12 protein-coding genes and 1 pseudogene are annotated in these 20,907 nt (G+C 65.6%); 7 read left to right on the top strand and 6 right to left on the bottom strand.

Going from position 1 to position 20,907, the window contains the following annotated elements; all coding sequences use genetic code 11:
• Positions 1-28: 28 nt before the first annotated feature.
• Positions 29-4,927, bottom strand: a complete 4,899-nt coding sequence (locus ACQKPE_RS16605) for an alpha-2-macroglobulin family protein (protein WP_427667502.1) — start codon at positions 4,925-4,927, stop codon at positions 29-31.
• Between the two features lie 172 nt (positions 4,928-5,099).
• Here ACQKPE_RS16605 and ACQKPE_RS16600 point away from each other — a divergent pair, with 172 nt between their 5' ends.
• Entirely contained in the window at positions 5,100-6,437 is a 1,338-nt protein-coding gene (locus ACQKPE_RS16600; protein WP_427667500.1) for an MATE family efflux transporter, read from the top strand.
• 27 nt (positions 6,438-6,464) lie between these two features.
• Here ACQKPE_RS16600 and ACQKPE_RS16595 read toward each other — a convergent pair whose 3' ends face one another.
• The 5 genes from ACQKPE_RS16595 to ACQKPE_RS16575 form a co-directional block, all read right to left on the bottom strand.
• Positions 6,465-8,525 (bottom strand): prolyl oligopeptidase family serine peptidase, encoded by a 2,061-nt coding sequence (locus ACQKPE_RS16595; RefSeq protein WP_427667498.1) that lies wholly within the window; start codon positions 8,523-8,525, stop codon positions 6,465-6,467.
• 132 nt (positions 8,526-8,657) lie between these two features.
• Complete coding sequence (gene speA / locus ACQKPE_RS16590) at positions 8,658-10,571, bottom strand: arginine decarboxylase (RefSeq protein ID WP_427667496.1); 1,914 nt, start codon at positions 10,569-10,571, stop codon at positions 8,658-8,660.
• A 149-nt stretch (positions 10,572-10,720) separates the two neighbouring features.
• Complete coding sequence (locus ACQKPE_RS16585) at positions 10,721-11,092, bottom strand: translation initiation factor Sui1 (protein WP_427667494.1); 372 nt, start codon at positions 11,090-11,092, stop codon at positions 10,721-10,723.
• Between the two features lie 190 nt (positions 11,093-11,282).
• Positions 11,283-11,822: an NUDIX hydrolase gene (locus ACQKPE_RS16580; protein ID WP_427667492.1), complete on the bottom strand. Its 540-nt coding sequence runs from the start codon at positions 11,820-11,822 to the stop codon at positions 11,283-11,285.
• Between the two features lie 2 nt (positions 11,823-11,824).
• A complete protein-coding gene (locus tag ACQKPE_RS16575) occupies positions 11,825-12,892 on the bottom strand; it encodes a DUF2333 family protein (RefSeq protein ID WP_427667490.1) in 1,068 nt (355 codons plus the stop codon).
• A gap of 248 nt (positions 12,893-13,140) precedes the next feature.
• Between ACQKPE_RS16575 and ACQKPE_RS16570 the strand changes: the two genes are divergently transcribed.
• From ACQKPE_RS16570 to ACQKPE_RS16545, 6 genes and pseudogenes are all read left to right on the top strand, one after another.
• Positions 13,141-14,757 (top strand): GGDEF domain-containing response regulator, encoded by a 1,617-nt coding sequence (locus ACQKPE_RS16570; RefSeq protein ID WP_427667488.1) that lies wholly within the window; start codon positions 13,141-13,143, stop codon positions 14,755-14,757.
• 1,592 nt (positions 14,758-16,349) lie between these two features.
• A pseudogene (locus tag ACQKPE_RS16565) lies at positions 16,350-16,865 on the top strand (methyl-accepting chemotaxis protein); the annotation flags it as partial.
• An 81-nt stretch (positions 16,866-16,946) separates the two neighbouring features.
• Positions 16,947-18,722: a protein-disulfide reductase DsbD gene (locus ACQKPE_RS16560; protein WP_427667486.1), complete on the top strand. Its 1,776-nt coding sequence runs from the start codon at positions 16,947-16,949 to the stop codon at positions 18,720-18,722.
• A 179-nt stretch (positions 18,723-18,901) separates the two neighbouring features.
• Entirely contained in the window at positions 18,902-19,354 is a 453-nt protein-coding gene (gene aroQ / locus ACQKPE_RS16555) for a type II 3-dehydroquinate dehydratase (RefSeq protein WP_427667484.1), read from the top strand.
• A 97-nt stretch (positions 19,355-19,451) separates the two neighbouring features.
• Entirely contained in the window at positions 19,452-19,916 is a 465-nt protein-coding gene (gene accB / locus ACQKPE_RS16550) for an acetyl-CoA carboxylase biotin carboxyl carrier protein (protein ID WP_427667483.1), read from the top strand.
• A 17-nt stretch (positions 19,917-19,933) separates the two neighbouring features.
• On the top strand, positions 19,934-20,907 hold a 974-nt coding region (locus ACQKPE_RS16545), incomplete at its 3' end, for a biotin carboxylase N-terminal domain-containing protein (protein ID WP_427667481.1).

The following is a 20,907-nucleotide window of genomic DNA, read 5'->3' as shown; positions in this document are numbered from 1 at the left end:
GCCGCTGTGCGGCCCCAGTGTCATGGAGCTAGCGTGCCTTGACCAGCATCTCGCCCTGGCTCTCCCCCACCGCTTGCAGGTTGGGCCGGTACATCGACTCGACCTGCGGCGGTGGAATGCGGTAGCTGCCTGGCGTTACCGCGCGAGCCAGGTACAGCAGGTGAGTGGTGCCGTAGCTGTCGAGCTTGAGCGCCGCCACGTAGCGGTCGTCGCGGTATTCCTGGTGCACCACGCTGGCGTTCTGCATCGACTCGCGCCACTGCTTCACCGCGGTGCTGGCGTTGTCCAGGCTCGCAGCGCTTTGCGCGAGGTTCTGGTTTTCCAACTCAAGGCCTGCGGGCAGCAGGTCGACCACCAGGGCATCAGGCACTTGGCTCTGTGCCTTCAGCGCCAGGTGCACCAGCACCAGGTCGCCGCTGCGCAGGTTGCGCAGGTCCAGGGGCTGGCCATTCATGCCCAGGTACTCGCGGCGAATCTCCAGGCCGTTGCTGCTGGCCGCAGGCGCCTGGCGCGGGTAGCCAGACACCGTCAGCTGCTGGTACAGGGTCTCGCTGCCCTGGTTCTGGATGCTCAGCGGCGAGGCCAGCAGCGGCCCTTCGAGCTTCATGCCCGACTCCACATTGTTGAATTCACGCACTTCGCCGGCGCTGTCCAGGCGCGCCTGCCAGTGGCCTTCCGGCTTGCCGAGCAGACCACGCCCGGCGAGGAACAGGGCGTTGCGTTCCTGGGTGGAGAGCCAGCGGTTGGCCGCCAGTTCATCGGACAGCGCGAACAGGCGTTGGTCGACCTGCTCGGCGGCCAAGTCATTTTCCTGTAGCAAGGCGAGAATCAGCGCCTGGTCGCGCACGGCGCTGCCGTAGTCGGCCAGCCAACCTTTGCCGCGACCGATCGCCAGGCCCGCTTGCAGGGCCTGCTGGGCGCGAGGCTTGTCGCCCATCTTGTCCAGTGCCACCGCCAGTTGCACCAGCGCCAAGCCAGAGCGCGCATCGCTGCGGCGCTCGAACAGGCTGCGCAGCGCGCCCAGTGGCGCCTGCTGGCTGCGCGCAAGCACCTGTGCGGCATAAGCCTGCACGGCGAAGCGGGTGTGCTCGGCGTCTTCGCTGTAGTCGACTTCGATCAGGTTACGTTCCTGCAGGTAACGCAGCAGGCGCTCGTTGGCCTTCTTCAGCGCCTCGGCCGGCACGCCATAGCCTTGGTCACGGGCGCGCAGCAGGAAATCGGTGACATAGGCGGTCAGCCAGTATTCTTCCTCGCTGTCGGCGCTCCACAGGCCGAAGCTGCCGTTGTAGCGCTGCATGCCCAGCAGGTGTTCGATGCCCATTTCGATCTTGCGCTTGCGCACATCGCCCGGCTCGCCCTTGATGCCTAGGCGCTTGAGGCTTTCGGCGTCGGCGTAGAGCGAGGGGTACAGGCCACTGGCGGTCTGCTCCAGGCAACCGTAGGGGTAGGCTTCCAGGGCGCGGATCTGCTCGGCGAGGTTCAGCGGTGGGCGACTGGACAGCGCCAGGCTCGCCTCCAGGCCCGCCGGTTCGAACGCGGCCAGGTCGCTTTCCGGCAGGGTCCAGGGCTGGTCCTTGAGGGCCACGCGGTAGTGCTTGAGCATCGCCGGGTAGGCCGGGCGTACACCCAGGCTCCACTCGCGCTCGAAGGTGGTGACCGGCTCACCAGGCAGTTGCAGGCCGCTGACGCTGACCCGCAGCTTGCCTTGGCCGAGCCCGCCTTGGGCCTGCACCGGAATCATCAAGGTGGTGCGCTGGCCCTCGGCCAGGGCGATGCTCTGCTCGGCTGCGCCAGTCAGGCCAAGCTGGCCCTCGGTGTGCAGTTGCACGTTCAGTTGCTGGGCGCGACCGGACAGGTTGGCCAGGTCCAGGGCCAGGCGGGTCTGGTCGCCACCGGCCAGGAAGCGCGGGGCGGAGAGCTCGGCGATCAGCGGGGCGGCCACCACCGTCTTGCCTTCGGCAACGCCGAAGTGCTCGTCGGTCCAGGCCTGGGCCATCAGTCGCAGCTCGCCGTTGAAGTCGGGGATATCAACGCGGGCCTCGCCCTCGCCATTGGCGTCGAGGGTCACCGGCAGGCTCTGCTGGGCAACGATGGTGACAGTGGTATTGGGGCGCTTGCCACCCTTGGCCATGGCCGCATCGCCACCGAACGCCAGGCTGGCCAGGCGGCCCTGACCGGCTTCGATCAGCTGGCCGTAGATATCCAGCTGGTCGGCGCCATAGGCCTTGCGGCCGAACAGGCCGGTGAAGGGGTCGGGGGTCTTGAAGTCGGTGATGTTGAGAATGCCCACGTCCACCGCCGACAGCAGCACATGCACCTGTTTCGGTACGCTGCCATCGGCATTGACGGCCTTGAACTTCACCGTCAGCGGCTGTTTGGGGCGCATCTTCTCGGGCGCTTCAAGGGTCACGGCAAGCTTGCGCCCGGCGCGGTCCAGCGGCAGGTGCAGCACACCCACGGCGCGCTTGGGCGTGGCATTGACCTTGCGCTCGCCCGGGCGAATCACCAGGGCGCTGATGTACAGGTCGTGGCGCGCCCACTGTTGGTCGAGCTGCACCTCGAAGGTCTTGCCTTCGGCAGGCACGTCGATTGCCTGCCACCACAGCGGGCCATCGCTGGACTCGATCATCAGGTAGCCACTGCCAGCGGCAGGCGGGGTGACCGTAACCTTGGCAGTGGCGCCATCGGCATAGGATGGTTTGTCCAGTGCCAGCTTGACCTGGTCGGGGCGTACCGCGCCGCCTTCGGCGTTGTCCTGGGCGCGGTAGCCGGCCCAGAAGCGTTCGCTGGAAACCAGCCCGGTCTCAGGGTCTTCCACCTCGACCCGGTACGGTCCCCACTCCACCGGGAAGGTCAGTTTGGCCGTGCCGCCCGCCTTGAGGTCGACGGTTTCCTCGGCCTGGGTGAGGAATTTCTCGTTGTAGTCGTAGCTCCAGCCATCGCTCTGCGAGTAGTTCCAGTAGTAGTCGCGGCGCTCGCGCACCAGGCGCACCTTGAGGCCTTCGGCAGCGAGCTTGTTGCCCTCACGGTCGGCCACCAGCACTTCGAATTCCACGGGAGCATCGCTGTCGGTTTCCTCACCATCGAACAAACCGCGTAGGCCGGGCAGGCGCTCGGCGGGCCAGATGGGTTGTTCCAGGCGGCGGGTGATCGGACGGCCACCAGACTCCTGCAAGCTGGCCTGCACGGTCAGTTGCAGGGGCGAGCGGGCCTCGGCCCAGCGGCTTTCGATTTCCAGCGTGGCCTTGCCCGCCTGGTCGAGGGTGACTTCGTCCAGTTCCAGGTCCTGGCTCAGCTCGTTTTCGGTGACCGAACCGAACTGGTAGCCCGGCAGCTTCGCCACCGCCTCGCGAAGAGGACGCACGTAGGCTTGCCCACTCAAGCGATTACCCGCGGCGGGAGCGCCGTAGAGGTAGCGGCCATCGACCTGGACTTGCGCGGTCTGCTCGGGGCTCAGCGGCGTCGGGCTGCCCTTGAGTTCCAGGGCCAGGCGTTCGGGCAGGAAGTCTTCGACGAGGAACTCATGCACCTGCTTGCGCCCACCGCCCAGGTCGAGCAGCAGCTGCCAGCGCCCGGTCGGCGCCTCGGTGGCCAGTTGCAGCTGGTACTGGAACAGGCCATTGGCATCGGCTTCCCAGACGAACTTGCGGCTCACCTGTTCATCGGGGCGGCGCACTTCCACGGTGACAGGCTGGGGCTTGACCGGTTTGCCGTCCTGGTCGCGCAGCAGGCCGTTGAGCAGCACCGTTTCGCCGGGGCGATACAGGTCGCGCGGGCCGAATACGAAGAATTGCAACGGGTTGGACTGGGGGCCCGTGATGTCGAATTCGGCCAGGTCCAGGGCAGCGGTATTCAGGCGCAGCAAGGTGGTGTGCACGCCTTGGGTAGCGATCAGGGTGTCGGCCTTGGCGGTGATCGGCAGTTGCGCGTGGCCCTTGCCATCGGTCTTGGCCTGGGCCAGCAACTTGCCTTTGTCGTCGTGCAGTTCGAGGGTGACCTCGGCCAGGGCCTTGCCACCCTCCAGAGCCTGGGCGAACACATCCAGGCGGTCGCGGTAGCGGTGCGCGGACAGGCCGATGTCGCTGAGGGTGAACAGCGTCGCGGGCTGGGAGTAGTCGTAGGTGCCCGAGGCGCGCATCACTGCCAGGTACACGCCGGGCTCCTGCAGCGGCTTGATCCCGGAGATCGGCAACAGCAGGGTTTCGCGGGTGTTGCGCGCGGGGTTGAGGTCGAAGCGGCCACTGTAGACCAGCTCGGCCATGTCCAGGGTTTCCTTGGACTGGTAGTAGTACAGGCTGCTGTTGCGGCCCCAGTTGACCAGGAAGCTCGACAGCATGTCCGGCTTGATGCGGAAGAACTCCACGTCGACCTTGGCGACGTTCAGGGCGATGACCGGCAGGCCTTCGGCCAGGCGCGTGGGCAGCAGCGAGCCACGGCTGGCGAAGCCGACGGTAGCCTGCATGTCGCGGGTTTCCAGACGGCTGACCGACTCTGCGGCCAGCGTCTGGCCGTTGACCGCCAGCAGGCCCTTGTCGACGGTCAGCACCAGCTTGCGCTGCGGCTCGAGGTGGCGCAGGCGCAGTTCCATCTGGTTGTCGGAGAGCTCCCAGGCGCCATCGAGCTTGCCCTTGACCGTGTCGACCAGGTGCACCTTGCCGGCGAAGTCCTGGTTAGCGTCCAGCGGCACCGAGAAACTCACAGACAGGGTGCTGGCGCCGTCGAGTTGCACTTCCGAGGCATCCAGCACGGTCAGTTCGCGGCCTTCGTAGCGCTTGGCCAATACCGCCGGGTCTTCGCGCTTGGGGGCTGGGGCTTCGGTAACGGCAGCTGGCTTTTCAGTGGGCGCGGGAGGGACGTCCTCGGAGGAGGAATCACAGGCACTGAGCAAGGCCAGCGCGCAGGCCAGCAACAATCCTTTGTTGAACATGGGTGGGAGAACTCTTCGGCGGCAGGGTGGTGAAGGGGGAAATATAGCCCATGGGTCAGCGGCGCATCTGGCTACGAGCGCCAGGTGAGACGAGGTTCGCGCAGAGAAGTTGCATGGCGCGTAGAATTCTCGGCCTTGGATTTCCAGCAATCGCACAACGTGCCCGAACCTTATGCATTCAACACTCACCGACTGGCGCCACCGCCCCTCCCACCTCAAGGTCTGGGCCCTGGCCGCGCCGATGATCCTGTCCAACATCTCGGTGCCGCTGGTGGCGCTGGTCGACAGCACGGTCATCGGCCACCTGCCCCACGCCCACCAGCTAGGCGCAGTGGCAGTAGGGGCGACATTGTTCACCTTCATGGTCGGCCTGATGGGGTTTCTGCGCATGGGCTCCACCGGCTTCGCGTCCCAGGCCGCAGGGCGTGAAGACGGCGCGGCGCTGCGCCAGGTGCTGGTGCAGGGGCTGCTGCTGGCCGTGGCGTTTTCCCTGCTGATCGCCCTGCTCGCCCTGCCCTTCAGCCAGCTGGCGCTGCAGGCCATGCAACCCAGCGAGGCGTTGCGCCAGGGGACCGAGGCCTTCTTCCACACCCGCCTGCTCGGCCTGCCCGCGGCCCTGGCCAGCTATGCCCTGGTCGGTTGGTTCCTCGGCACCCAGAATGCCCGCGCGCCGCTGGCGATACTGTTGGTCACCAACCTGCTGAACATCGCCCTGAACCTGTGGTTCGTGCTGGGCCTGGATTGGGGCGTGCTGGGCTCGGCGCGGGCCTCGGTACTGGCCGAATGGAGCGGCGCCCTGCTGGGCCTGGCCCTCACCCGCCCGGCCCTGCGCGCCTACCCGGGGCACATTGCCTGGGCCGCGCTCAAGCACTGGCAGGCCTGGCGCCCGCTGCTGGCGGTGAACCGCGACATCTTCCTGCGCAGCCTGGCGTTGCAGTTGGTGTTCCTGCTGCTGACGATGCAGGGCGCGCGCCTGGGCGAGGCCACGGTGGCCGCCAATGCCTTGCTGCTCAACGGCCTGCTGCTGACCGCCTATGCCCTCGACGGCCTGGCCCATGCGGTGGAGGCCCTGTGCGGGCACGCCATCGGCGCCCGCGACCGGCAGACGCTACGCCGCTCCCTGGTGGTGGCCGGCGGCTGGTCGCTGTTGGTCAGCCTGGTGTTCGCCGGGGCGTTCCTGCTGGGCGGGCACCTGTTCATCGAGCTGCAGACCGACATCGACAGCGTGCGCGCAGCGGCCTACCCGTTCTTGCCGTACCTGGCGGTGCTGCCGCTGGTCACGGTGTGGAGTTACCTGCTCGATGGGCTGTTCATCGGCGCCACCCGGGCGCGAGAAATGCGCAATGCGATGCTGCTCAGCGTGCTGCTGGCAGCACCGCTGGCACTAGGTTTGAGCGGGTTCGGCAACCACGGGCTGTGGCTGGCGTTCCTGGGCTTTATGGCGCTGCGGGCACTGACCCTGGGGTGGGTGGGGTGGCGGTTGCAGCAAAAGGGGTTGTGGGTGAGCTGAAGGGGGGCGCTTGGCGCCCCACCAGGGTCAACGCACAGCGACATCCAACCCGGTCCAGTACGCCGCGAAGGCCCACTGCTCGGCGAGCTCATCGATCACGCTGGCCATCGATTTCCCCGCCCCGTGCCCGGTATTGCCATAGACCCGCGCCAGATGAGGCTTGTCGCCGATATCGGCGGCCTGCAAGGCAGCGACGTACTTGAAGGTGTGCGCCGGCACCACGCGGTCGTCGCCATCGGCGGTGGTGACGAGGATCGCCGGGTATGGCTGGCCGCAAGCGATATTGTGATACGGCGAGTAGGCCCGAAGGGTGTGGAAATCGGCCTCCTTGGCAGGGTCGCCAAACTCCCCGACCCACAATTGCCCTACGGTGAAGGTGTTGTAGCGCAGCATGTCGAGTACGCCCACCCCGACCAAGGCTGCATCGAACAGCCCTGGGTTCTGATTGACCACCGCGCCCACCAGCAGCCCGCCATTGGATTCGCCCTGGATCGCCAGGCCATTGCTGCTGGTGATGCCCTGCGCCTTCAGGTACTGGCCAGCGGCGATGAAGTCGTCGAATACGTTCTGCTTGCGCCCAAGGCTGCCCGCCGCGTGCCAGTCCTTGCCGTACTCGCCACCGCCACGAATGTTGGCCACCGCCAGCACCCCGCCCTGCTCCACCCAGGCGTATTGCGCCGGGGACCACGCCGGGATCAGGCTGATACCGAAACCGCCATAGCCGTACAGCAGCGTCGGCGCCGGGCCACGCAGGTGCTTGGGGCGCATCAGGAACATGGGCACCCGGGTACCATCCCTGGAGGTGTAGAAATGCTGCTCGACCACCACCCGGTCGAGGTCTGCCGCCACCTGCGGCTGCGCCCATGCCTGGCTGGTGCCCTCGGCCACGTCGTAGCGGTAGATGGTGGTTGGTGCGTCGTAGCTGGTGAAGACGTAGAAGAATTCAGTGCCCTGCGGATCACCACGAAAGCCCCCGGCGCTGCCGATGCCTGGCAAGGTCACCTCGCCTTCGGCAACGCCGTCGAGGGTGAAGCGCTGGATATGCGTGCGGGCATCGGCCAGATAGGCCACCAGCAGCCGGCCACCGGCCAACGCCACTTCGTTGAGCACGCCCTCCTGTTCGCCTACCACATCGACGAACGCCACCTGGGCATCCGCCAGCTCGACGCTGACGATCTTGCGCCGCTGCGCCCCCCGAGTGGTGACCAGCACCAGCCGGGTACCGACGTTGCCGACCACGCCCCATTCGTTCTCGTAGCTGGCATCCAGCTGGCGCAGCGGCCAGTCGGGGGTGGCCAGGTCCACCACCGACAGCGTCATGCTGTTGGTACCGGGCGTCGAATAGACCGCCAGGTAGCGGCCATCCGGAGTGATATCGAAGACGTGCAGCAGGTGCGGCTGCTCGGGGGTGGCATGCACCAGCCGGTCCTGCGCTTGCGTGGTGCCCAGCTCGTGGTAGTAGATGGCGTGGCCGCTGAGCTGGGCTTCGAAGGCTGCCTCGTCGGCAGGCTGCGGGTAGCGCGAGTAGAAAAACCCGCGGCCGTCGCCCGACCAGGAAAGCTGGGTGTAACGTGCCCAGTGAAGCGTGTCCTCGAGCACCCGCCCGGTATCCACCTCGACCACTCGCAGGGTACGCCAGTCCGAGCCGCGCTCCTGGACGGCATAGGCCACATGGGCGCCTTGCGGGCTGACCGACCAATCGGCCATGGCCGTCGAGCCATCGGCAGACCACTGGTTCGGGTCGATCAACACGCGGTCCTCGCCCTGCACGCTGCCGCGCACGTGCAACCTGGCCTGGGCCTCGAGCCCGGCGCTGCGGGTATAGAAATACTGTCCGCCACGCTTGTAGGGCGCGGTGACACGGTCGTGGTCGAACAAGGCGCTCAGGCGCTCGACGAACACCTCGCGGCCAGGCAGCCCATCGAGATAAGCCTGCGCACAGGCGTTCTGCGCAGCGCTCCAGCTGGCGACTTCGGCATGCTGGCGGGTATCGCCCTCGAGCCAGCGATAGGGGTCGGCAACGGGCTGGCCGAACAGTTCCTCGGTGAGGTCGAGGCGACGGGTGTGGGGGTAGGCAGGCGTGCTCATTCCAGGCGCTCCAAGGCATTGGGGGCGAGGCTGCCAGCGCAGCCTCATGGCACTAAGTGACAAGGCTTCTGCCACTTAGTGCCACCCCTCGAACGACGCCCTGGCCTGGAAACGTGACCAGGTGTAACCGCCTCAGGAGGACAGGTACGAGGAGCGGGTCAGGCCCAGGCGCAGTGCATCGAGGAACTGCGTGCGCTCGCGGGCGCTGATCTTGGCGCTGGCCACTTTGTCGCGGTAGTGGGTCATCAACTCCTCCGGCGACAGGTGCACGTAGCGCAGCATGTCCTCGATGGTGTCGTGGGTCTCGATACCGGCGTGGTACACGCTGCCATCGGCGTTCTGGTAGATGTTCACCGAGTCGGTGTCGCCGAACAGGTTGTGCATGTCGCCGAGGATCTCCTGGTACGCGCCCACCAGGAACACGCCCAGCAGGTAGTCCTCGCCTTCGCGCACCGCATGCACCGGCATGCTGGTCTCGATGCTCTGCTCGTCGACGTACTGGTTGATCTTGCCGTCCGAGTCGCAGGTCAGGTCTTGCAGCACCGCACGACGCATGGGCTCTTCGTCCAGGCGGTGCAGCGGGATGATCGGCAGCACCTGGCCAATGGCCCAGGTGTCGGGCAGGCTCTGGAACACCGAGAAGTTGCAGATGTACTTGTCGGCCAGCTTGTCGTTGAGCTCGTCCAGCACCTGGCGGTGCGAGCGCTGGCGGGCCTTGAGCGAGTTGTGCAGGCGGCGGCACACGGCGAAGTAGCACTGCTCGGCCAGGGCTTTCTCGGCCAGGCTCAGCTTGCCGTCGGCGTACTGCGCGGCCACGTCGCCCATGTAGTGGGTGGCGCGCCAGTAAGTCTCGGTGACCATTTCGATATCGGTCGGGCCGAGCAGGTCGACCAGCCACTGCACGGTCTCGGGCAGGGCTTCCTTGTTCTCGATGGTCGGCACATCGTCGTTGTGCTTCTCGACGTCGGTGACCTGCACCACCAGCATGGCGTGGTGCGCGGTCAGGGCGCGGCCGCTCTCCGAGAAGATGTGCGGGTGCGGCAGGCCCTGGGCGTCGCAGAACTCCTTGAGCATGCCCACCACGACACCGGCGTAGTCGTCCATGTCGTAGTTGATGGAGCTGGCGTTGCGCGAGTGGGTACCGTCGTAGTCCACGCCCAGGCCGCCGCCGACGTCGATGTGGTCGACCGGCAGGCCCAGCGCACGCAGCTCGCCATAGTAGCGGATGGCTTCCTTGAAGCCGTGCTGGTAGTCGGCCAGGTTGGCGATCTGCGAGCCCATGTGGAAGTGCAGCAGGCGAATGCCCTGGTCGAGCCCGGCGTCACGGAAGCGCTGCACCACCGAGATCAGCTGGGCGGCAGACAAACCGAACTTGGACTTCTCACCCCCGGTGTCGGCCCACTTGCTCGAAGCCAGCGACGACAGGCGCACGCGCAGGCCGACCTGCGGCTTGACCTTCAGCTCGGCGGCTTCCTCGATCACCAGGGCGACCTCGGACTCCTTCTCGATCACGATGAACACGTTGTGGCCGAGCTTCTGGCCCATCAGCGCCAGGCGAATGAACTCGCGGTCCTTGTAGCCGTTGCAGACGATGGTGCCGCCTTTGGGCGCCAGCGCCAGCACTGCCAGCAGCTCGGGCTTGGAGCCCGCTTCCAGGCCGATGGAGACGTTCTGGGTGGCGATGATGTTCTCCACCACCGCTTCCTGCTGGTTGACCTTGATCGGGTACAGCGCGGTGTACTGGCTCTGGTATTCCAGGCGCGCGATGTTGGCGTCGAAGGCACCGGTCAGCTGGCGGACGCGGTCTTGCAGGATGTCTGGGAAGCGCACCAGCAGCGGCAGCGACAGGCCGCTCTGGCGCAGCTCGTCGACCTGTTCAAACAGGTCGATCGGCGCGCTGTTAGGGCCGTTGGGGCGTACTTCGACACGCCCGGCTTCATTGATGGCGAAATAACCCGCGCCCCAATGGCGGATGCCATAAACACTGCGGCTGTCGGCTGCGGTCCACTGGCTGCCATCGTCTTTGCGTGTGCGTCGTACGGACATTCAAGTCCCCCATATATAAGTCGAAGACACTGCCCCGCATGGGGCGGACGCAGTGTAGAAGCTGAAAATGACGATTCATCCGTGCCCTGGAATAGACCCTGGTCACGGCAACGAGTTTAGGCTTTGTAGGAAAAGTGTCGCGGCAAGCATCAGCCGCCGGACTTCTTCGCCTTGAAACCTTGCTTGGCCAGCTCTGCGAGCAGCAGCTCGACGTGGTCGCCCTGGATCTCGATCACCCCGTCCTTCAAGGCACCGCCCGTACCGCAGCGGCGCTTGAGGTTAGCGGCCAACGCCTTGAGTTGCTCCAGCGCCAGCGGCACACCGCTGACGGTGGTCACGGTCTTGCCGCCACGGCCTTTGCTTTCGCGGCGCACACGGGCAATGCCGTCGCCTTCGGGGATGACCTGCAGCTTGCACACGCAGTCATCCACAGGCTTGCCGCAGTCCGGGCAATGCCGGCCAGCATCGGTGGAGTACACGAGACCGCCCAGGGCGGCGAAGGAAGAAGCTTTCTTGGACACTTTTGTTCCTCTTGCTGAGGACAAAAAATGGCCGGCGGGTGCCGACCGCGAAGCCCCACTCTGGCAGGGGCGGCGCTAACTGGCGCAGGTGCGGCGCCAGCCCGGAAAGGGCGCGCAGTGTAACGATAAATGCATCGCTTGCTAAGTACCGGATTGCGGCATTTTGCGAATGTTTTGCGACCTACGACTGCTACTGACCCAGGCTGGCCTTATAGCGCTGCAACGCTGCCAGCGAATCCGGGCAGTAAGGCAATACCTGCCCTTCGGCCTCAGCCTGCTCGACGCTGATGAACCGCGCCTCCATGACCTCCTCGGGTTGCAAGCTCAGCGGTCCGTCCCAGACCGCCGAATACACCGCGCACCACAGCCGGTTGCCCGGCAGGTCGAAGTGGAATTTCTCGTGGAAGGTCAGTGCGACGCCGCCGACACCCAGCTCTTCCTCGAGCTCACGCGCTGCCGAATGGTCGTACGACTCCCCTGCCCCGACCATGCCGCCAGCGGCCACATCCCAGTAGCCAGGGTACAGCGCCTTGCTCAAGGTACGTCGATGCACGCACAGCTGGCCGGCACTGTTGAACAGCAGGATGAAGGTGCAGCGGCCAATCAGCCCGCGCTCGCGCAACTCGGCGCGGGGCAGTTCGCCCAGCACCTTGTCGTGCTCATCCACCCAGGTGACATGCTCAAGGTCGGAAGCCGCGCGGTGCGCGGCTTCCTTGGGGTCGATGGTCATCCTCAGCCCTGCGACAGCAGCTGGCGCAGGTCGATGACAGCAGCGTTGGCGCGGGAAATGTAGTTGGCCATGACCAGCGAGTGGTTGGCCCACATGCCGAAGCCGCTACCGTTGAGCACCATCGGGCTCCACAGTTCTTCCTGGGACGCTTCCAGCTCACGGATGATCTGGCGCACGCTGACAGTGGCATTCTTCTTCGCCAGCACGTCGGCGAAGTCCACCTCGATGGCGCGCAGCAGGTGCGACAGCGCCCAGGCCTGGCCACGGGCTTCGTAGAATACGTTGTCGATCTGCAACCACGGGGTTTCCACCACTTCTTCATCAACCTGCGGCGCCTGGCCCGGCAGCACGGCTTCGGTCTTCAGGGTGTTGTTCAGCTTCACCCGGCCAACGCTGGCCGACAGGCGCTGGGACAGCGAGCCCAGGCGGGTGGCGACATCGCCCAGCCAGTTGTTCAGGTTGTCGGCGCGGGTATAGAAGATGGCGCCCTGGTCACCGGCGGCCAGGCGCGCCTGGTAGCGGGTCAGCGACTTGATGCCCTCTTCGAACTCCGACTCGCTCGACGGCAGGATCCAGCTCTTGTTGTCAAAGTTGAAGCGCGGCTCGGCCTTGGCCAGGTCGGCGTCTTCGGTGGACTGCGACTGGGAACGGGCGAAGTCCTTGCGCATGGCGCGGGACAGGTCACGCACCTGCACCAGCACGCCGTATTCCCAGCTCGGCATGTTGTCCATCCACAGGCCAGGTGGGAAGCGGTCGTTGGAGATGTAGCCGCCCGGCTTGTCGAGCAGGGTGCCGGCAACGGTCTTGAGGGTTTCGACCGTGGTGTAGCCCACCACCATCTGCTGGCCGTTGCGCTCAGACGCGGCCTGGGCACTTTGTTGCACCGGGAACAGTTCGGGTTCCTGGCTCCAGTACCAGCCAAGGCCGATGCACACCAGCAGGTACAGGCCAATCAAGGTACCCAGGGCGCGGCTCCACAGGCCGCCGAGGTAGCTACGGGTGGCGGCGCCGCGGCCTTCGGCACGCTCGCGCGGCTCGGCTTTGGCCTCGCGGTTTTTCCAGTCCAGCATGGCGTTGTCCTTATCAATCATGACGGTTCAGGGGCTTGGACCACAGGCCTCGGCCAGGGTGCCACGGCAAGCCCGCGTCACGGCACTATAAAGCAGACACCGCCGTACGCATAAGCGACCAATGAGTCAGGATATGAATAATTGTCCTACGTACTTTGTTGATGCAGGGCACTCGCAGGAGGGAAAAGAACTGCTAGCATAGAGCCATCATTGAACCTGCATACCAACCTCCAACAAGCAGCCAGGACATGAGCCAACCCGTCGAGCCCAACCACGAGCGCTTGAAGCAGCACTTTGCCCAGCGGGTCATCCTGCAAGCCCGGCAGATTCTCGAAATCTGGCAGCGCCTGCAGCGTGGCGAGTGGTCGAACGGCGACCTGGGCGAGCTGTGCGAGGCCAACCTGCGTCTGCAACGCTACGCCGAACGCTTCGAGCAGCCCGAGCACAGTAACCTGTCCACGGCCATTGGCCAGACCCTGCACGCCATCGAAGCCAACCAGGCGCGGCTGAACTCGGCGCTGATCGGTGAGCTCAACCGCCTGATGCAACGCTTGTCGCGCACCGGCCTGCGCAAAGGCGACCAGCTCGACGACGTGCCCCTGCCGCCGCTGCGCAAGCCGGTGTACATCCTGCTGCAAGACCACGACCGCGCCGAGCGCCTGGCCCAGCAGTTGGAATTCTTCAGCCTGGGCGTGCAGCCCTTGTACAGCGCCGAGGCCTTTCACGCCTCGATGGCCGAACGCCTGCCGTCGGCGATCGTGATGGACGTCGACTTCACCGGCAGCGGCCAGGGCCTGCAGTTGGCCGCCGCAGCGCAGCAGGGCCAGGCACTGAACATCCCGCTGCTGTTCTTCAGCCACCAGGAGCCCGACACTGCCACCCGTCTGGCCGCAGTACGCGCCGGCGGCCAGGAGTTCCTGACCGGCACCCTGGAGGCGTCGAGCCTGCTGGAAAAGGTCGAACGCCTGACCTGCGCCACCCAGTACGACCCGTTCCGCGTGCTGGTCATCGACGACTCACGCGCCCAGGCCATGCACACCGAGCGCCTGCTCAACAGCGCCGGCATCATCACCCGCACCCTGAGCGAGCCGCTGCGCACCATGAGCGAGCTGGCGGATTTCCAGCCCGACCTGATCATCCTCGACATGTACATGCCCGACTGCACCGGCATGGAACTGGCCAAGGTGATCCGCCACAACGACCGCTACGTGAGCGTGCCGATCATCTACCTGTCGGCCGAGGACGACCTGGACAAACAGCTCGATGCCATGAGCGAATGCGGCGACGACTTCCTGACCAAGCCGATTCGCTCGCGCCAGCTGATCACCACCGTGCGCAACCGCGCCGCCCGCGCTCGCCACCTCAAGGCCCGCATGGTGCGCGATAGCCTCACCGGGCTGTACAACCACACGCATATCCTCCAGTTGCTGGAGGATTGCAGCTTCCGCGCCCGCCGCGAAGCGCAGCCGCTGAGCTTCGCCATGCTGGATATCGACCACTTCAAGAAGATCAACGACCGCCATGGCCACCCCATGGGTGACCGGGTGATCAAGAGCCTGGCGCTGTTCCTCAAGCAGCGCCTGCGCAAGACCGACTTCATCGGCCGCTATGGCGGTGAAGAGTTCGCCATCGTCATGCCCAATACCGGGCTCGAGGCGGCGCACAAGGTGCTCGACGACATTCGCCGACGCTTCGCCGAAATCCACTACCCGGCGCAGCCGCAGGATTTGCAATGCACCTTCAGCGCGGGAGTGGTAACGCTGGACGACACGCTGGATGCACTGACCATGGCCAGCATCGCGGACGAGGCGCTGTACCGGGCCAAGCATGCAGGGCGCAACTGTGTGGTGAGGGTCGACCCGTAGCAGCGGGGGCGTTCTGTGGGAGCGCAGCAATAAAGGCACTGTGCCACTTTTTTATGGCGCCAAGCCCCAGGCGTCATCACCACGTCACAAAACCGCAATAACTTCAGGCACCTACCTCTCCACTCCCCCGCAGGAAGTTCGCGGCTATGCGCCTGAAGTGGCTGACCAATTTCAACACCCTGTTGCTGGTGACCGTGTGTATCGCCCTGGGCGCGACCCTGTGGTGGTCGCAAAAGGCCCTAGAGCGCCCCTACCAGATGATGGAGCGCTACCTGGGCTTGTCCCAGAGCTTCCAGAACAACGCCGCCAGCAACATCCAGGCATACCTGGGCAGCGGCGATGCCCTGCGCCACGCGGCAGCGGTGGAAGCCAACACGCAGCTGCAGGCCGAGCTTGGCCTGTGGCCTGCGGAGCTGGCCGACAAGCTGCGCCCCAGCCTCGACAGCCTGCAAGCGTTCACCGCCAACGAGCTGCTGGCCGCCGGCAAGTTGGCGGGCGACCCGCAAGCCCTGCTGTTGCAGGCCGAACGCGAACTGGGCGCCAACCTCGAACAACTGGCGGGTTACGCCAGGGACAGCGGCAGCCCGGACGCCGCCCGCTACCTGGCGCCGCTGCTGGATGCTTCGGTGCACCTGGGCCGCCTGTCCCTGGCCAGGGACAAGCTGGTCAGCAGTGGCCGGGCAGAGCTGGCCGACGAGGTCGAGCGCGAATTGCAGCTGATCCGCACCCAGGCGCAGGTGGTCGATGGCTTACCGTTGCTGGGCGTGACCCGTGCCGCAGAATCCAACGCCGACGACTTCGCCGCGATGATGGGCCTGGAAAGCCAGGGCAGCGCAGAGCAGGAAGACATTGCCGTAGGCCTCAAGCGCGAGCTGCAAAGCCTGCTGGGCCGCTATCCCGCCGAACTGCAACGTACCCGCGAACAGATCGAGCGCCGCGCTGCCCTGGCCGCCAGCACCGCTGAGCGCCTGGAAGCGGTACGCCTGGCGATTGCCGGGCTGGAGCCGGAAGTACGCGCTCTGCACGGCAAGATCTCCGGCGAAGTACGCATCATGCAGGGGCTGATGATCGGCCTGATCCTGCTGATCGCGCTGCTGGTCGACACCCTCCAGCGCCGCCTGGCACGCACCCTGACCAGCCTGGCACCGGCGCTGTCGCGCTGGGCCGAGGGCGACTTCGCCGAGCCGATCGCGCTGGGCAAGACCAACCGCGAGCTGCGTGATATCCAGGAGTCGCTGAACCGCCTGCGCCAGTACCTGGTGGAACTGGTTGGCACCCTGCGCCACAACGCCGAGCAGGTCGCCGGCAGCAGCCATGCCCTGGCCGGCATGAGCACCGCGCTGCACGACGGCGCCGAGCGCCAGGCCGGTGACACGGCGCAAATCCGCGATGCCCTGGGCGAGCTGGAGGCGACTATCCAGCAGGTGGCGGGCGATGCCAGTTCCGCTGCCGAGGCCAGCCGCGACGCCGGTCGTGCCGTGGAACAGGGTCAGGCGGTGATCGGCCAGAGCCTGTCGGGGCTGCGCTCGCTGGTCGACGAAGTGCAGGGCAACGCGCAGATGATCGAGCAACTGGCCGAGGAGTCGGCCACCATCGGCGGCGTGCTAACAGTGATCCGCTCGATCGCCGAGCAGACCAACCTGCTGGCCCTGAACGCTGCCATCGAGGCGGCGCGGGCCGGTGAAATGGGCCGCGGCTTTGCCGTGGTGGCCGACGAAGTGCGTTCGCTGGCCCAACGCACCACCGGCGCCACCGGTGAAATCCAGGCGCTGATCGATCGCTTGCAACAGGCCGCCCGCGAGTCGGTAAACGGCATGCGCACCCAGCTCGAACACGCCGAAGCCACCGCCAACCAGGCCCAGGCGGCCGACGGCGCGCTGGACGAGATCGTTAATTCCATCCGCACCATTGCCGACACGGCAGGGCGTATTGCCGACGTTACCGCCCAGCAGAGCGGCGCGGTGAGCGAGATTCGCGACCACAGCGAGCGCATTCATGCACTGGGCGAGGACAACCTGCAACGCATAGGCGAAGGGCGCGAGCAGGGCGAGCAGCTGTTGCAGCTGGGTGGCGAGCTGAACACGGCGGTGCGGGCGTTTCGGGTGTGAGCCTTGTGGGGGCTGCACAGCCCCCGCAAACTCCCGGCAACTCCGCTATCATGCCGGCACGTTCCACCTCGCGAGTACGCCATGCGCCGCCTGCTTTTCCTGTTGTTCCTGCTGCTGGCCAGCCCTGCCTTCGCCTCCGGCCTGCTCGACAACCGCCCCAGCGCTAGCCTCGGCGCAGCCTCGCTGTCCAACAGCGCCGACTTCCTGCCAGTGCACGAAGCCTTCAAGCTCAGCCTGGTGCAGTCCGATGCCCAGTCGATCAAGCTGCGCTTCGTCGCCAGCGAGGGCTACTACCTCTACCGCCATCGCTTCCAGTTCCGCACCGAGCCTGCCGCCATTGCCCTGGGCCAGGCCGTTATCCCGCCAGGCGAAGCCAAGCACGACGAGTTCTTCGGCGATGTCGAGGTGTACCACGGCGTGCTGGACATCGAACTGCCGCGCACTGCTGGCGACCAACGGCCCTTCACCCTGCTGGTGGGCTACCAGGGCTGCGCCGACAAAGGCCTGTGCTACCCACCCGACACCGTACGCCTGGCCATCGACGGGGTTGGCAACAGCCAGCCGTCCAGCACGCTTGAAACCTGGAGCTGGAAATCGACACTGCTGTTCTTCCTGGCCGGCATCGGCCTGGCCTTAACCCCCTGCGTGCTGCCCATGCTGCCGATCATCTCGGCGGTAGTGCTGCGCGGTCAGGTCGGCGGCTGGCGCGGCTTTACCCTATCGCTGGCCTATGTGCTGTCGATGGCTGCCACCTTCGCCCTGCTCGGCGCGCTGATGGGCCTGTTCGGCGCCAGCCTGAACCTGCAGGCACGCCTGCAATCGGCCTGGGTGCTGGTGCCGTTCGCGCTGTTCTTCGTGCTGCTCGCGCTGGCCATGTTCGGTTTGTTCGATTTGAAGCTGCCGCAGGCCCTGAGCAGCCGCGTGGAGAACGTGGCCAACCGCACCAAAGGCGGAACACTGCTGGGCGCCGCGGTGCTCGGTGTTCTTTCCAGCCTGGTGGTGTCACCTTGCGTGTCGGCACCGCTGGCCGGCGCGCTGATGTACATCAGCGCCAGCGGCGATGCCCTGGGCGGAGCGTTGAAGCTGCTCGCCCTCGGCTTGGGCATGGGCACGCCATTGCTGCTGGTGGCGACTGGCGGAGCGGCCTGGCTGCCGAAAAGCGGGCCATGGATGAACACTGTGAAGAACACCATCGGCGTGCTTTTGCTGGGCTCGGCCATCGGTCTGCTCAGCCGCGTGCTGCCTGGCCCGATAACCTTGTTGCTGATAGGCCTGCTGGCGGCGGGCGTGGCGCTGTTCCTCGGCGCCCTGGAGTTCGTCGCCAAGCCCCCGCGCCAGCGCCTGGCGCAGTTGCTTGGCTTGTTGTTGTTCACCTACGCCCTGGCGTGCTGGTATGGCGCACTGAGCGGCCAAGGCGACGCACTGCGGCCTCTGCCATCAGCACCTGTCGCCACGCACGCAGGCGCGCCGGCAGCAAAGGCCGATAACTGGCAGACCATCACTACCCCAGCCGCGCTCGATGCCGCGCTGGCTCAGGCCAAGGCCGCCGGCCAGCCGGTGCTGCTGGACTGGTACGCCGACTGGTGCATCAGCTGCAAGGTAATCGAGCGTGAAGTGCTGGGCGCGCCCCAGGTCGCCACGCAGTTGGATGCCTTCAAGCTGCTGCGCTTTGACATCACCCAAAGCAACGCCGAGCAGCGCGCCCTGCTCGACCGCTACAAGCTGTTCGGCCCACCCGCGCTGCTGTTCTTTGCGCCGAACGGCAGCGAAATGACCACTGATCGGGTGGTCGGCGAGATAAACGCCGGCGATTTCGCCAACGTTCTACAGCGCGTGCGCGGCAAACTCGGTCTATAACTTCCCCCGCAGCGGGAAATTTCTCCGCAAGAGTGACCAAAGACCGTTGTTTGGTCACATACTTTGCGTGAATCTCGGACATCGTGCTGGCTATTGCCGGGAACTGGACACTCACCGCCCACTTGCGGCATAGTCGCCGCGCTATGTCGAATTGCCCTACAAGACCAAGGAAACCGCAGATGGCCACCCTACTGGTGCTGCACGGCCCCAACCTCAACCTGCTCGGCACCCGCGAGCCAGGCCACTACGGCGCCGCGACCCTCGCCCAGATCAACCAGGACCTCGAGCAGCGCGCCCGCGCCGCTGGCCATCATTTGCAGTACCTGCAAAGCAACGCCGAGTACGAACTGATCGACCGAATCCATGCCGCGCGCAACGAGGGCGTGGACTTCATCCTGATCAACCCGGCGGCTTTCACCCACACCAGCGTCGCATTACGTGACGCATTGCTGGCGGTGAGCATCCCATTCATCGAAGTGCACCTGTCCAACGTGCACAAACGCGAACCGTTCCGGCATCACTCCTACTTTTCCGATGTTGCCGTAGGGGTGATCTGCGGTCTGGGCGCCAGCGGTTACCGGCTGGCCCTGGAGGCTGCACTGGAACACCTGGCTGCCAACGCACAGCCCTGATGACACAAGGCCTTGGCCCACTGGGCCGAGGTTACGAAGAAACGTTTTCGACACGTTTTCAATTTGAGCCCGACCGAACCTTGGGAGTTGATGATTAATGGATATCCGTAAAGTCAAAAAGCTGATCGAACTGCTGGAAGAGTCTGGCATCGACGAACTGGAGATCAAGGAAGGCGAAGAGTCCGTCCGCATCAGCCGTCACAGCAAGACCCCAGCTGCCCAGCAGTACTTCGCCCCGCCGCAGTTCGCCCCGGCACCTGCCGCCGCCGCTGCCCCGGTAGCCGCCGCGCCAGCCGCCGAAGCCGCTGCCGCAGCGCCGGCCCTCAAAGGCACCGTGGTTCGCTCGCCGATGGTCGGCACCTTCTACCGCAAGCCTTCGCCGACCTCGCCGAACTTCGCTGAAGTGGGCCAGAGCGTGAAGAAAGGCGACACCCTGTGCATCGTCGAAGCCATGAAGATGATGAACCACATCGAAGCCGATATCGGCGGTGTCATCGACGCCATCCTGGTGGAAGACGGTCAGCCGGTTGAGTTCGACCAGCCGCTGTTCACCATCGTTTGAATCGCGGAGAACCAACGATGTCTGGGAAGCTGGAAAAAGTCCTGATCGCCAACCGCGGGGAAATTGCCCTGCGGATCCTGCGTGCCTGCAAAGAGCTGGGCATCAAGACCGTTGCGGTTCACTCCACGGCTGACCGCGAACTGATGCATCTGGGCCTGGCCGACGAATCGGTCTGCATTGGCCCGGCGTCCTCCAAGGAATCCTACCTGCACATCCCGGCGATCATCGCTGCGGCCGAAGTGACTGGTGCCACTGCCATTCACCCAGGCTACGGCTTCCTCGCCGAGAACGCCGACTTCGCCGAGCAGGTGGAAAAGTCCGGTTTCGCCTTCATCGGCCCGAAAGCCGACACCATTCGCCTGATGGGCGACAAGGTTTCGGCCAAGGACGCGATGATCAAGTCGGGCGTACCGACCGTACCGGGCTCCGATGGCCCACTGCCGGAAGACGAAGAGGTCGCCCTGGCGATCGCCCGTGACGTCGGCTACCCGGTGATCATCAAGGCCGCCGGTGGCGGTGGTGGTCGCGGCATGCGCGTGGTGCACAAGGAAGAGGACCTGATTTCCTCGGCCAAGCTCACCCGTACCGAAGCCGGCGCCGCCTTCGGCAACCCGATGGTCTACCTGGAGAAGTTCCTGACCAACCCACGTCACGTGGAAGTGCAGGTGCTGTCCGACGGCCAGGGTAACGCCATTCACCTGGGCGACCGCGACTGCTCGCTGCAGCGCCGTCACCAGAAGGTACTGGAAGAAGCACCGGCCCCGGGCATCGACGAGAAGGCCCGCCAGGAAGTCTTCAAGCGTTGCGTCGATGCGTGCATCGAAATCGGCTACCGCGGAGCGGGTACCTTCGAGTTCCTGTACGAGAACGGCCGTTTCTACTTCATCGAAATGAACACCCGTGTTCAGGTGGAGCACCCGGTTTCGGTGGGTGTTGGCGATCGCCTCCAGGCGTTTCTCGGCGTCGCTGCTGATCTGCTGGCGCGGTGGCG

The organism is Pseudomonas sp. NPDC089554 (assembly GCF_050280645.1).
Lineage (GTDB): Bacteria > Pseudomonadota > Gammaproteobacteria > Pseudomonadales > Pseudomonadaceae > Aquipseudomonas.
This window is presented reverse-complemented; position numbering and strand designations above follow the sequence as displayed.